Annotated in this window: 13 protein-coding genes; 7 read left to right on the plus strand and 6 right to left on the minus strand. The window is 65.3% G+C overall.

The features are described 5' to 3' along the window. Window positions 1-259 precede the first annotated feature (259 nt). From B7G54_RS05835 to B7G54_RS05850, 4 genes are all read left to right on the plus strand, one after another. Window positions 260-2764 (plus strand): type VI secretion system Vgr family protein, encoded by a 2505-nt coding sequence (locus tag B7G54_RS05835; protein WP_085038212.1) that lies wholly within the window; start codon window positions 260-262, stop codon window positions 2762-2764. A 13-nt stretch (window positions 2765-2777) separates the two neighbouring features. Continuing rightward, a complete protein-coding gene (locus B7G54_RS05840) occupies window positions 2778-3680 on the plus strand; it encodes a DUF4123 domain-containing protein (RefSeq protein ID WP_085038213.1) in 903 nt (300 codons plus the stop codon). Window positions 3681-3763: 83 nt separating this feature from the next. After that, window positions 3764-4450, plus strand: a complete 687-nt coding sequence (locus B7G54_RS05845; RefSeq protein WP_244289258.1) for a DUF3304 domain-containing protein — start codon at window positions 3764-3766, stop codon at window positions 4448-4450. A gap of 36 nt (window positions 4451-4486) precedes the next feature. Further along, window positions 4487-6229: a T6SS phospholipase effector Tle1-like catalytic domain-containing protein gene (locus B7G54_RS05850; protein ID WP_085038214.1), complete on the plus strand. Its 1743-nt coding sequence runs from the start codon at window positions 4487-4489 to the stop codon at window positions 6227-6229. A 69-nt stretch (window positions 6230-6298) separates the two neighbouring features. On the opposite strand, the gene B7G54_RS05855 is transcribed toward B7G54_RS05850, so the two are convergent. Continuing rightward, a complete protein-coding gene (locus tag B7G54_RS05855) occupies window positions 6299-6919 on the minus strand; it encodes a LysE/ArgO family amino acid transporter (protein ID WP_085038215.1) in 621 nt (206 codons plus the stop codon). Window positions 6920-7029: 110 nt separating this feature from the next. On the opposite strand from B7G54_RS05855, the gene B7G54_RS05860 reads away from it, so the two are divergent. Continuing rightward, entirely contained in the window at window positions 7030-7923 is an 894-nt protein-coding gene (locus B7G54_RS05860; protein ID WP_085038216.1) for a LysR family transcriptional regulator ArgP, read from the plus strand. Window positions 7924-7970: 47 nt separating this feature from the next. Here the strand turns inward: B7G54_RS05860 and fnr are convergent, their stop codons facing one another. The 3 genes from fnr to B7G54_RS05875 form a co-directional block, all read right to left on the minus strand. After that, the gene (gene fnr, locus B7G54_RS05865; RefSeq protein ID WP_085038217.1) at window positions 7971-8717 is read right to left on the minus strand and encodes a fumarate/nitrate reduction transcriptional regulator Fnr; all 747 of its coding nucleotides are present in this window, start codon (window positions 8715-8717) and stop codon (window positions 7971-7973) included. A gap of 103 nt (window positions 8718-8820) precedes the next feature. Next, window positions 8821-9288 carry a universal stress protein gene (locus B7G54_RS05870; RefSeq protein ID WP_085038218.1) on the minus strand — a complete coding sequence of 156 codons (468 nt, stop codon included), beginning with the start codon at window positions 9286-9288 and terminating at the stop codon, window positions 8821-8823. Window positions 9289-9888: 600 nt separating this feature from the next. Next, window positions 9889-10299 (minus strand): DUF3005 domain-containing protein, encoded by a 411-nt coding sequence (locus tag B7G54_RS05875; protein ID WP_085038219.1) that lies wholly within the window; start codon window positions 10297-10299, stop codon window positions 9889-9891. A 278-nt stretch (window positions 10300-10577) separates the two neighbouring features. Here B7G54_RS05875 and B7G54_RS05880 point away from each other — a divergent pair, with 278 nt between their 5' ends. Both B7G54_RS05880 and epsC read left to right on the plus strand, forming a co-directional pair. After that, window positions 10578-10811 (plus strand): hypothetical protein, encoded by a 234-nt coding sequence (locus B7G54_RS05880; RefSeq protein ID WP_011356723.1) that lies wholly within the window; start codon window positions 10578-10580, stop codon window positions 10809-10811. Window positions 10812-10948: 137 nt separating this feature from the next. Continuing rightward, the gene (gene epsC / locus B7G54_RS05885; protein ID WP_085038220.1) at window positions 10949-11869 is read left to right on the plus strand and encodes a serine O-acetyltransferase EpsC; all 921 of its coding nucleotides are present in this window, start codon (window positions 10949-10951) and stop codon (window positions 11867-11869) included. 38 nt (window positions 11870-11907) lie between these two features. On the opposite strand, the gene B7G54_RS05890 is transcribed toward epsC, so the two are convergent. Both B7G54_RS05890 and folE read right to left on the minus strand, forming a co-directional pair. Continuing rightward, a complete protein-coding gene (locus B7G54_RS05890) occupies window positions 11908-12711 on the minus strand; it encodes an SDR family oxidoreductase (protein ID WP_085038221.1) in 804 nt (267 codons plus the stop codon). Then, window positions 12711-13343: a GTP cyclohydrolase I FolE gene (gene folE / locus B7G54_RS05895; RefSeq protein ID WP_085038222.1), complete on the minus strand. Its 633-nt coding sequence runs from the start codon at window positions 13341-13343 to the stop codon at window positions 12711-12713. The genes B7G54_RS05890 and folE overlap by 1 nt, the downstream gene beginning before the upstream one ends. Window positions 13344-13392 lie beyond the last annotated feature (49 nt).

Genomic DNA, 13392 nt, shown 5'->3' on the forward strand with positions numbered 1-13392 from the left:
AGCGCGCAAACCGGCATGTTCGGAGGCCGGGTGTCGGGATGCCGGAGCAAGCGACGTCATCATGGATACGCCATCCGTTCGAGCGCCGCCCGGTACGCGGCAAGATGTTGTATTTATTACCGATTTCTTCGTGCGAAGCGAATAAATTACCGGGCGCGTCGGCGTTGTCGCCCGTGAGTGTCTACGATATCCTTTCATCCCAAAATGATGGGAGGCAGCAGGCCGCTGCCATACGAACAAAAAACATTCTGAGGCGGTCATGGCTGACCTTGCGGCATTCATTCGAACCCCGTTTTTCCTGCAAGACAAGCGCCTGCTCACGCTGTCTTTCCCTCACGACGACGCACCCTCGGTCACCGACTCGTACGGCCGGCATCGTCCGGCGCGGCTGGTCGCCGAGCGGCTCGTCGCGCACGAGGGGCTCGGGATCGATTTCACGTTCGAACTGACGCTGTTGTCGGGCGAGGCGGGCGTCACGCTGGTCGACATGCTGGGCAAACTGCTCGCTGTGTCGATGGTGCGCCCCGATGGCGGCCTGCGTTATTTCACCGGTTATTGCACGGAGTTTTCGCTCGTTCGCAATGACGATTCGGTCGCGGAATATCGTGCGGTGCTGCGCCCGTGGAGCCACTTCCTGCAAACGCGCGTGAACAACCGCCTGTTCCTCGGGCAATCGCTCCAGCAGCAGATCGGCACGCTGCTCGCCGATTACCAGGGGCTCGCGCCGTCGTGGGAATGGCGTGTGCGCGGTGACGATCCGGCACGCACGATGAACGTTCAGGGTGGCGGCCAGGGCGAAAGCGACTGGAACTACATCGTTCGCCATCTGGAAGCCGCCGGTTGCCTGTACTGGTGGGAACATGACGAGAAGGGGCTGAAGCTGATCGTCGGTGACGACAGCACGGTGCAGTGCCCGGCCATCGACGGCCGTTCGCCGGAGATCCGCTTCCAGACGCACGACGGCCCGATGGCCGCGGACGCCATTTCGCAATGGTCCGCGGTACGGTCGCTGTCCGCGGGCAGTTACAGCGCGACGGCGTTCGACTTCAAGGCGCCGCATGCCGCAAGTGCGCAGATACCCACGCTTCACCCGCCGGGTGTCGCGCCGCAGGTCGAGCACCACGAGTACGTGGGGCACTACGGTTTCGTGAAGGAAACGCGCTCCGGCGATGCGCTGGCGCGCGTGCGCATGGAAGAGATCGAAGCCGCGGCTTCGCGTTTCGACGCGGCCGGCAACCATCACGGCATCGTGCCCGGCCGCTGGTTCCAGCTGTCCGACCACTTCAGCACGTCGTCGGGCAGCCCGGAGGACCACCGCTACCTGATCCTCGAGGCCCGTCACGAAGCGGCGAACAATTATCTGCAGGCCGACGGCAAGCCCGAATATCGCAACCGCTTCGTCGCGGGCCTGCGGCATACGCCGTGGCGCCCGGGCCGCGGGTTCAACAGTGAACCCGTGCGGGTGCTGGCGCCGCAAACCGCGACCGTCGCGGGCGCGAAGGGCGCCGGCAGCGTCGACGTCGACGAGTACGGTCGGGTCTGCATCGTGTACCACTGGGATCGTGCGGCGCAGACCAGCGCCCGGATTCGCGTGGCTGCCGGCTGGGCCGGCGGCGAGAAAGGCATGATCGCGCATCCCCGTGTGGGCAGCGAGGTGGTCGTGATGTGCCTCGACGGCAATCCCGACCGGCCGATCGTGGCGGGCACCACGTACAACGCGGAACGGATGCCGCCGTGGGCGCTGCCCGACCAGCAGGTGCTGACGGGGCTGCGCAGCCGCGAGTTGTCGGGCGACAGCGGCAATGCAGCGGGCGGACGCTCGAATCACGTGCTGCTCGACGACACGCCGCAACAGCTCCAGCTGAAGCTGCGCAGCGATACCGACGCCAGCGAACTGACGTTGGGGCACAACGTCCGCATCGACAAGACGCAGGGGCGCACCGATCAGCGCGCGCGCGGTTTCGAGTTGCGGACCGACGCGCACGGTGCGGTTCGGGCGGCCAAGGGCCTGCTGGTGACCAGCGAAGCGCGCTACGACGCACGCGCCCATGCGACCGACATCGACGAAACCGTCGCGCGCCTCGAGAAGGCGCACGACCTGCATGAATCGCTGTCGGGTTCCGCGCACGATGTGAAGGCGCAGGCGTCCGGCGACCAGGATGCCGTCCACCAGGCGCTCAGGACGCAGAACGACGGCCTCAAGGGCAGCGGCGGCAATCCGCAGCAGGGCGAGTTTCCGGAGTTCGCGCAGCCGTTCCTGGCGCTCGCCAGCCCGGCGGGCATCCTGGCCACGACGACGGGGTCGACCCATGTCGCGAGCGACCAGCACGTCGCGCTGACGAGCGGCGCCCACACGAGCATCGGCGCGGGCAAGAGCCTGCTGGTCAGCGCACAGGAGGCGGTACGCGTCGCCGCGTTCGAAAAAGGCATCCGGCTCGTGGCGGCCGCCGCCGACATCGACATCCAGGCGCTGAAGGACAGCATCAACGTGCTGGCCAAGCTGGACGTGAAGGTCGATGCGAACCGCATCACCATCACCGCAAAGGAAGAAGTCCTGATCAACGGCGGCACCAGCTATACGCGCTGGAACGGCAGCGGCATCGTCCATGGGACCAAGGGCGAATGGACTGCGCATGCCGCGTCGCATACGTTCATCGGGCCGGACAGCCTGCCGGTGCCCGCGCAGGCATTCCCGGGAACGGCATGCGCACCGTGCATGGTCAATGCGGCGTCGATGGCATCGCCATTCGCGGCCAAGGCTTGAGACAGGGCAACGAATGACGAACGAGTTGAAGGCCGCGCGGGCGGTCGACGTGCTTCAGGCCGCGTTGTCGTCACAGGACGGGCTGCGTGCTTACGTCCTGATCGACGGTGCGTTGCTGAATACATTGCCGGATGAAGAAAAGGCGTCATGGCCCGCGTTTGTCGCGGCATCGCTGCTCGACAACGCCGACGACGATGCGAGAGTCGTCGGTCCGCTGCTGTTCGAATGGCAGCCTGCCGATGATAGGGCCGATGCAGTGGGCAAGACCGATCCGCGTGACATTCCGTGGCAGGCGGCGAGCGTGCTGGTTTCGCCATTGACGCTCGCGCAACTGGCTGCGCATCTCGCGCCGATGGTGGATGTTCAGCTCGAGCAGATGGAGAGTGTGATGCTGATGCGCTTCTTCGATCCGCGCGTGTTCCCGTTCTGGCTCGAGATTCTGCCCGCGGCGCATCGCGCGTATCTGGCGCAAGGCGTGCGGCACTGGATTCATCTGGATACCGAACTGCAGATCCGGACGGCGGAAATCGCCGCGCCGGCCAACGTCAAGCAGGCTGCCGAGTTTCCGCTGCAGTTGTCCCAGGCACAGGAGGACGACCTGCTCGCGGCCTGTTATCCGTACACGATGATCGAGCGGCTGCGCGCCGAGAAGCCCGCGTTGCTGGCGTCGTTGCCGGCCGCGCAGCACTATGGTTTCGTGCGCGATCAGCTGGCGCGGTGCCACGCGCATGGTGCGGAAAGCGCGGTGTCGCTGCTGATTTACTGCGAACTGGCGCTACGGTACGGCCCGCGCTTCGACGAGCATCCGGCGATGGCCGCCGTGTTCGACGCGGTGGCGCAAGGGCAGGATTTTCCGCAGGCACTGGGGCTTGTGCCGGCGGAAGGCTGGCAGCAGATGCAGGAAGCGGCGGGTTAGCGGCACAGGCGCGGCGCGTTGCCTTTATCGGGTTGGTTGGATGGACTGATCGGCCCCTGAATGAAATTGATTGGGAAAGAAGGATGTTCAACATGAACCGCTGCTGGATCACTTTGCTTTCCGTGATGGTTTTTTCCACGGCCGCATGCAGCAGGACCACGGGCGATGCCGAAAAGGAAAGCCTGGCACCCGGCGACGCGAACAAGTGGAATGACCCGAACTACGACGTCATTACGGCGGGGTCGTTCAACTATACGGACTACGATATTTACGGCGTCTACCTCCTGCCGCCGGACAAGAACAGCCTCGACGATGCGGCAAGCGCAGATGGGGCGAGTGCCACGCCGCGGAACGCGGCACGCTGGACAGGCGGCAGCGGGCAGAGACCGAGCCTCGCATGGGATCTTCGCTGGACCACCCCCCGCAAGTTCAAGGTGTGGTGGGAGCGGGTGGTCGACAAGCGCGCATTGGAAGCGTCGTCTCCGGATTACGACGAATACACGCATCGTGAAACCCGACCCGGGATGGCATGGTGTGAAGGCGAGATCACGATCACGCGTCCGCCGGTCAAGGGCAAGAGCGGCGGTATCGTGTTGCACTTCTTCCCCGATGGCCATGTGGAAGGCGACATGAACTTCCAGGTCGATGGCCCGGATCCGAAGGTGGCGCTTTCAGCGCGCGACGAGCAGCACAAGCTGACCGGCCGTGCCTGCCTGAAGGAAATTCCCAATCCGTTCTATGGGCGCAAGAAGCCGACCCAATGGAATTGACGTTGGTCGCATTGCCGGAACAGGAGCGAAACCGCCATGAGCAATCCCCCCATCATCAGACGCATCTCGGATCTCTCCCCTGCCGAGGATGCTATCCGAAGCGCCCAGCGCGAGATTCTTGATCCGCTGCTGATCGAGCAATGCAAGGAGTGCCCGAAGCCCGTGTGGTTCACGGCCTTCTTCGACGGAACGGGCAACAACTTCGACCTGGACGGCCGCGGGTTGAAGGATGTCAAACTGACCAAGTACAGCAATATCGCGAAGCTCTGGCAATTTGCGCATGCCAAAGACAACGCGTTTCCCCGGACTGTCGCACGTTATGTCGAAGGTGTCGGCACGCCGTGCAGCAAAGTGGGGGATAGCGGAAAAGGTCTCGATAACGCGCTCGGTATGGCTGCCGCGAGAAAAGGCGAGTTGCGCATCCGATGGATGCTCGACGAACTCGACAAGCACGTGACCGGTCACATGCCGGCGGTGAGTCAGATCAACCTGGCAGTATTCGGCTTCTCGCGCGGCGCGACGGAAGCGCGTGCCTTCGTTCGCATGCTGACCGAGCAACTCGCCGAGAATGTCGGCGGGCGGCTCTGGTGGAACAAGAAGAACATGAAGGGGCATCGCCCCGAATTGGTCGTCTATTTCCTGGGAATTCTCGATACGGTGTCGTCGACGGGTTTCGGCGGCAGCCGCCTCGAGACTGCGGCACCCGTCATCGTCATGCCTTTGCTCGGACCGCTCGGACCGTACGCCGGCGGTTACCTGGCCTACATCAACAAGGGAGGTCACGCTGAGTGGGCGAACGATATCCGCATTCCGGGCTATGTGCGGCAGTGCGTTCACTATGTGGCTTCCCAGGAGGTCCGGGAAAAATTTCCCAGTGACTCGGTGCGGGAAGACCAGAAGATTCCCGCGAACTGCCGCGAAGTGTTCTACCCGGGCATGCACTCGGACGTAGGCGGTGGTTACGAGCGCAATTACCAGGAAGGTCGAACCAACGAGCTGGCCAACGTCGCACTGAACAATCTCTATATCGAAGCCTGGAAAGCCGGCGTCCCGTTCCGTTCACCGCAGGAGGTGATGGCGGACGCCGGGCAGTTGTTCGAGATTTCCAAGGACCTCGAGGCCGCCTGGAATGTCTACATGGGCCAGGGAGGTGTCAAGAGCGCGGGAGTAGCGCCGAACAGCGACAGGCTCGAGGCGCAGGTCATCTGGCACATGAACCGCTATTACCAGTGGCGGGCCAGCAGAAGCCGACGTCTGAAAGACGGACGTCTGAAACCGCCGGGTGGCGTGGACGATCATATGGCCATTACCGATCGCGAGTGGAATTACGATACGGATTGCCTGCGTCACGCGAACGGCGGCTATCTGACTGTATCTGTTTCGGAGCAGGAAAAAGCCATCGACGCGGCCGTCCGGGTCACAGGCAACTGGCTGGGGGGGATCGATCCCGCGGCGCGTGCGATCTTCGACAAGTTCTTCGATCACTACGTGCACGACTCGATTGCCGGCTTCAAGAAGCAGATGGAAGACGGATACGTTGGCCCTGCCGAAATGAGCCGCTGGACGGTCAACCGACAGTACTTCATGGGCAAGCGTGGCAACAGGTTCCTGTACTGGCGCTACGCAGGCGACAAGGCCGAGCATGCCGCCACGCAAGTGGCCAAGGCCGATCCGGCCAAGCAGCAGGACCCGACGGCGGCCAACGAGCCTCAGCTCGCCAGCAACCAGCCCGCGACGACCGGCAGCGATGCGCTGCCCGATGCGACGTCGACCGCCTGAAGCCGCACGCGGCAGCGAGCGGAAAACCTGACGTCGCGGCAGACCGGATCTGCCGCGACACCCCCTTCCTTACCGCAACTGCACGGCCGCGAGAAACAGCACCATGCTGCCGATCGCGCCATCCAGCACGCGCCACGCCACCGCCTTGCGGAACCACGGCGCCAGCAGTCGCGCACCGTAGCCGAGCCCGAGGAACCACACGACGCTGACCGTCATCGCGCCGATCGCGAACGCGAGCCGCGCGCCTTCCGGCTCGCGTGCGCCGGCCGTGCCGATCAGCAGGAACGTGTCGAGATACACGTGCGGGTTGAGCCACGTGAACGCGAGCGTCATCAGCACGATTGCCAGGCCGCTCTGCGGCGGCGGCGCGACCGCGTCGCCGCGCACGTCGAGCGTTTCGTGGCCCGGCTTGAACGCGCGGCGCAGCGCGTTGATGCCGAACCACGCGAGATAGGCGAGGCCGACGTACAGCACCGCGTGGACGAAGGTCGGATAGCGTTCGACGAGCGCCGAGGCGCCGCCGACGCCCGCGCCGATCAGGATCATGTCGGACAGCGCGCACAGCAGCACGATCTTGCCGACGTGCGAGCGCATGATGCCCTGCCGCAGCACGAATGCGTTCTGCGCGCCGATGGTGACGATGAGCGAACCGCAGAGTGCGGCGCCGTGGGAAAAAGCGAGCCAGTTCATGGTGGGTGACAGCAGTAGAAGCAGTAGACGGATGAATCGGGTAGCGCTAGTCTGCGGTCAGCCTCAAAATAAGAGAAGCTAAATCACCTAATGCCGATTAAGGAAATCTAATGCTCGACTACGCGTTGCTCGATGCCCTCGCGGCCGTGATCCGGCACGGCTCGTTCGAGCGGGCGGCCAAGGAGCTGAATGTCACGCCGTCTGCCGTGTCGCAGCGCGTGAAACTGCTGGAGGAGCGGGTCGGCAGCGTGCTCGTCAAGCGCGGGCAGCCGTGCGTCGCGACGACGTCGGGTGCGCTGCTGTGCCGGCATACCGAGCGCGTGCAACTGCTCGAGGCCGAGCTGGGCGGCCGGATGCCGGCGCTGCCGGGCCAGATCGCGAGCGCATGGCCGACGTTGCGCGTGGCGGTCAATGACGACAGCGTCGCGACGTGGTTCATCGACGCGGTCGGGCCGTTCTGCACGGAGCGCGAGACGTTGCTCGACCTCGTGATCGACGACCAGGATTACACGGCGTCGCGCATTCGCGACGGCAGCGTGCAGGGCGCGGTGACCGCGCAGGCCGAGCCGATCCAGGGGTGCCGCTCGGAGCGGCTCGGGCGCATTCGCTATCGCGCGGTGTGCTCGCCGGTGTTTTACGAACGCTACTTCGGCGCGGGCATCACGCGCGATGCGCTGCGCCGCGCGCCGTGCGTGATGTTCAATCCGAAGGACGGGCTGCAGGCGCGTTTCATCCGGCGCGTGACGCGCGCAGATCTCGATCCGCCGCAGCACTGGATACCGCACGTCGCGGGCTACCTGCGCGCGTGCGAAACGGGATTGGGATGGGGAATGTGTCCGGACCGGATGGTCGATCGCCAACTGGCGGCGGGCGAACTGGTCGACATGTCGCGCGGGCGAACCGTCGACATCGATCTGTACTGGCAGAGCTGGCGCTTGTCGATCGGCTGGCTCGACGATTTCAGCGCGGCGCTGAAGGCGCGCGCCGCGCTATTTCTCGACTGATCGGCGACGCGACGCGACGCGCGAGGTGCGCGCCGTGCGGCATTACATCAGACGTGATGCAGGCCGTCGAAATCGACGATCTGGACGTGGCGGCCCTGCATTTCGATCAGGCCGCGCTTCTGGAATTTCGACAGCGTGCGGCTGACCGTTTCGAGCGTCATGCCGAGGTAGCTGCCGATGTCTTCGCGCGTCATCCGCAGGTTGAATTCCGACGGCGAGTAACCGCGTTTCAGGTAGCGCGACGATACGTCGAGCAGGAAAGCGGCGACACGTTCTTCGGCATTCAGCGAGCCGAGCAGCATCGTTTGCGACGTTTCACGCACGATCTGTTCGCTCATCAGCTTGTGCATGCGCAGTTGCATCGAGCCGGCTTCCGAGCACAGCGTCTTGAGCGCGCTGTACGGGATCACGCAGACGGAGCTGTCTTCCAGCGCGACCGCGGTGCGCGGATGCGTATCGTCGCAGATGCCGTCAAGGCCGAGCGCTTCGCCGGCGAGATGCAGGCCCGTGACCTGCTCGCGGCCGTCGTGGCGCGTCGCGACGGTTTTCAGCGAGCCCGAGCGCACCGCGTACAGGTTGTCGAATGCGTCGCCTTCGCGGAACAGCGCTTCGCCGCGCTTGACGGGGCGCGCCGCGCAGATGACCGACTCGAGGCGACTGAGCGCTTCGGGCGCCAGGCCCTGCGGCATGCACAGGTGCCGCATGGCGCACGACGAGCAGTGTGCAGCCTGGCGAGGAGCCCAGCTGCCGGCATGAGGCGTGGCGGCGGGACGTGTGGCGACGGGCGTCAGCATGATCGTTTACTCCGGCGTTGAATCGACGGAATCATTGTCCCACCGCAACTTGCCGCTGTCGGGTGACAAAACGTCGCGACCGGGCGCACAAGCCGAACGCGGCTTACGCGGCCGGTTCGTCGACGTTGGAAGCCGCCGGAATCAGCAGCACGGGCAGCGTCGCGTGGCGCACGCATTGCTCGGCGATGCTGCCGAGCACGAGACGGCGGAACCCGCGGCGGCCGTGCGTGCCGAGCACGAGGAGATCGGCACCGAACGCCTTTGCGCCGTCGAGGATCAGCGACGATACGTCGTTGAGCGACGTCGCTTCGCCCAGCCGCGTATCGCCTTTCACGCCCGCTGCCTGCATCAGCGCCGTGAAATCCTTCGCGAGTGCGTTGCCCTGTGCGACGAGCTGATCGCGCAGCACGGACGGATCGTAGCCGGGCACGTTGTAGTAGATCGCGGCGTTCTCGACGACGTAAAACGGTTGCAGCTCGGCGCCATGCGATTTCGCGAGCGCCAGCGCGGCATCGAACGCATGGCGGGACGTGTCGCTGCCGTCGACGGCAACCAGAATACGCTTGTACATAGTGTCTCCGAATGGCGGGTTGAATCGAAGTCGGCCGGATGGCCGATCGGGCTGGGCAATGCGCAATGCTGCGAGGCAGAGTAAACCAATGGCAGGGACTTTGCAGTGAGGTGCCGGTCGCGCCTTGCGGCGATGCCCCGTTTCCGTTTCTGCGGCGCGTGGCCCTGCACGTGGCGCATGCCGCGGCGCGTGACGTGTAATGTGCGACGCGTGTCGTGCGGCGTGGTCGCCGCCATCGTCGGCGGGATGGCATGCGCGAGCATCGGTGTCGCGTGTGGCATGCACACACGCGCACGCACACGCGTCGTCGCGCATGCCGGTTGCATCGACACGGCGCGACAGTCACACGGATGCATCGCCCGCACCGCCATTCAATCGCAATCGTGCCGATTCGACATGACCTCGATCAACGCATGTGCGTCAGTGTGATTCACGGCATGCATGAAGCGGCCGGTGCTGCTGCGCGGAATCGTTCGTTCTTGCATTGCGCGGTTGCCGGTGCACGGTCGGCGCACGGCAGTCGCGTACGCCGATCCTCAGCCATCGGCTGTCGGCCGATGGCGGTTCGCAAACGAACGATCGATTCAAACGCTGCGCCGGCTACCTTGGTGCGGCCGTCAGCTCGAATACGCGCTCCGGCCGCCGCTGGTGGCCGGGCCAGTACGTGCTGCCGTACATCCGGTGGACGGGGCCGAACAGCGCATCGCTCATGGGCGGCGGCGCGTCGAAGCCTTTCTCGATCACCATGTAGCCCGCGCGCAGCGCGAACGCCGGATGATTGCCGCCGGGGCGGCTGTCGAAACCGGCGAAGCCGTCGCCGGCTTCCGGCATCGCATTGACGAGCGACGCATTGCTGCGGGTGATCTCGTCGGGTGAGATCGGTCCGCCGCCGGCGAGGCGCGACGCCTCGCGGTTCTTGCCGTCGGTGTCGACCGTGCTGTCGTGCGTGTCGTCGTTGTCGAGCTCGATGCTGCGCGGACGCGAACGACCGGTTTGACCGGATGATTCCATCGCGGCTCTCCTGGCGGCGAAGCGTTCCGGATCGAAGCAAATCCCGTTCCGGGCGTGACGGGAAAAGGCGCGCGGGCGATCGCCGCGGTCGCGCGGCGCGCACTGATTTGTCGTGATTTATTTCAGCTAGAAGACGCGTTTTCTACAGAGTATGATTCTTTTCCTGCGAAGCGGCGACAGGGGATTCAGTCGCGCCGCCTCTGCCCGCGCCGGGGCGCCGCAGCACCCTTAAAGACGGGTAGTGAACAACAAAGCAAGGGACTAGAGGTGGCGGATTCATGCAAGCGACTACTGCCTTCACGCACCGCGGTTATCTGTTGAACTGCGCGCCCGCGCGCGCCAGTGACGGTTCATTCAAGCCCTACGTCGTGATCTCCCGATCGAGCGACGGGGAACTCGTTGCGAACCGATTTTTCCCGATCGAGCTCCAGTTCAACGACGAAGGCGACGCAATCGCGCACGCGCGCGACTGGGCCGTGCGCTGGATCGACGCGAGCAGCATCACGATCTGACGCCGCCGCGATTCGGCACCATCTGCCGTCAGGCCGATCCCCGGTGAGCCGCTCCCGGACAAAAAACGCGGTAATCTTGCGGAACCCGTCACTTTATTAGCGGCCGTGCGATCGAGCGCGGCCGCCTGCATTGGCATATGTCGACATCACCCGCCCGTCAGTGGGGCCTCGAAGAAATCGTCGCCGGCTTGCGCGAGTCGCGCGAGGAACTCCATCGTACGCGCCATCCGCGCGGCATCCGCGAGCTGCCGTCGCGCGATGCAATCTGCAAGATTGTGACCGGCCTGCGCGCGTCGATGTTTCCGACGCACTACGGCGCACCGGATCTGACTGACGAAAGCGTCGATTTCTACGTCGGCCATACGCTCGAAAGCACGCTGCGCATTCTGTCCGAACAGATCCGCCGTGCGCTGCCCTTCCTGCCCGAGCATGCCGATACGCCGTTCGCCGAGCTCGACGAACGCGCGTTCGAGATCGCGCGCGAATTCGGCCGGCAGTTGCCGGCGGTCCGCGCGCTGCTCGTCAGCGATATCCAGGCTGCGTATGCGGGCGATCCGGCCGCGCAGCACATCACCGAGATCCTGCTGTGCTATCCCGGCGTGCTGGCGATGATGCATCACCGGCTCGCGCACGCGCTGCACCAGCTTGGTGTGCCGCTGCTTGCGCGGTTCATCAACGAGATCGCCCACTCGGCCACCGGCATCGACATCCACCCGGGCGCGCGGATCGGCCCGAGCTTCTTCATCGACCACGGCACGGGCGTCGTGATCGGCGAGACGGCGATCATCGGCGAGCGCGTGCGCGTGTATCAGGCCGTCACGCTCGGCGCGAAGAGTTTCCCGGCGGACGGCGAAGGTGCGCTGGTCAAGGGCAATGCGCGGCACCCGATCGTCGAGGACGACGTGGTGATCTACGCGGGTGCGACGATTCTCGGCCGCGTGACGATCGGGCGCGGCTCGGTGATCGGCGGCAACGTGTGGCTCACGCATAGCGTGCCGCCCGGCACGAGCGTCGCGCAGGGCAAGGTTCGCGAAGGCGGGAGCGCCGAGAAGCCGTAACGCGGCGCGCGGCCGCCGGCCGTTGCCGCGCGCGTCGGTCAGTGCTTGCCGTCGGGTGCGCGGTGCTTGTACAGCACGTCCTGGTCGACGCGGATCAGGTTCTGCCCCGCATCGACGACGAAATCCACGCCGTTGTACGCATTGCCCGTCAGCATCAGGATCGCGCTCGCGACGTCGTCGGGGCCCGCGATGCGCGCGAGCGGCGTCGATGCGCGGCTCGCGTGTTCGAAGTCGGCCTGCGTCTGGTCGTCGCTCGGCAGCATCAGCCCGGGGAATACCGCATTCACGCGGAGCACCGGCGCGGACGACAGCGCGAGCATCTGCGTGAGGTTGCCGAGCGCGGCCTTCGCGACCGTATAGCTGAAATGGTCGCGGTGAAAGTTTTCCTTGATCTTCTGGTCGACCACATTCACGACGACACCCTGCGTCCCGGCCGCGCGGGCCCGTTCGTAGAACGCGCGCGTGAGCAGGATCGGCGCGCGGCAGTTGACGGCCCATGCCTGGTCGAATGCCGTGAGGTCGAAGCTCGGGAAATGGTCTTGCCAGAATACCGACGCATTGTTGACGAGCACGTCGAGGCGCCCGAAGCGCGCATACACCTGGTCGATCAGCGCGGTGATCTGCGCGGCATCCGACAGGTCGGCCTGCAACGCAACCGAATCGTGCCCGCGTTCGGCGATCGCGCGGGCCGCCGCCTGCGCGGCATCGGCCGAACGGTCGTAGTGCACCGCGGTGCGATAGCCGTGCGCGGCAAAATACTCGGCAAACGCGCGCCCGGCCCGGCGCGCGGCGCCGGTCACGAGCACGACGGGCGCGTGCGCCGTTTGCTTCGTCGACTCCATTACGTATTCGTCAGGTTGACTGAAGAAGGATTCGCGACGATCGACAGGAATTCGCGCCGCGTTGACGGATCGGTGCGGAACGTGCCGAGCATGCGCGACGTGACCATCTCGACGCCCGGCTTGTGCACGCCGCGCGTCGAGATGCACTGGTGCGCGGCCTCGAGGATCACGCCGACGCCCTTCGGCTGCAGCACGTCGAACAGCGTGTCGGCGATCTGCACGGTCATCTTTTCCTGAATCTGCAGGCGCTTCGCGAACGCGTCGACGAGGCGCGCGAGCTTCGAGATGCCGACCACGCGATGGTTCGGCAGATACGCGACGTGCGCGCGGCCGATGATCGGCACCATGTGGTGCTCGCAGTAGCTCTCGAAGCGGATGTCCTTCAGCACGATCATTTCGTCGTAGCCGTCGACTTCGCTGAACGTGCGCGCGAGGATGTCGCGCGGTTCCACCTCATAGCCGGCGAAGAACTGCTCATAGGCGCGCACGACACGGGCGGGCGTGTCGATCAGGCCTTCGCGCGCGGGGTCGTCGCCGGCCCAGCGCAACAGCACGCGAACCGCGTCTTCCGCTTCTTCACGGCTCGGGCGGGATGCGGCCGGCTCGGGCCGCGCGGACTTCTTTTTACCCATCTATTTGCTCCATCGAATGCCGCCGCCGGGGCGGCGCGGAATCCGGGCA

Source organism: Burkholderia puraquae, assembly GCF_002099195.1.
GTDB classification, from domain to species: domain Bacteria; phylum Pseudomonadota; class Gammaproteobacteria; order Burkholderiales; family Burkholderiaceae; genus Burkholderia; species Burkholderia puraquae.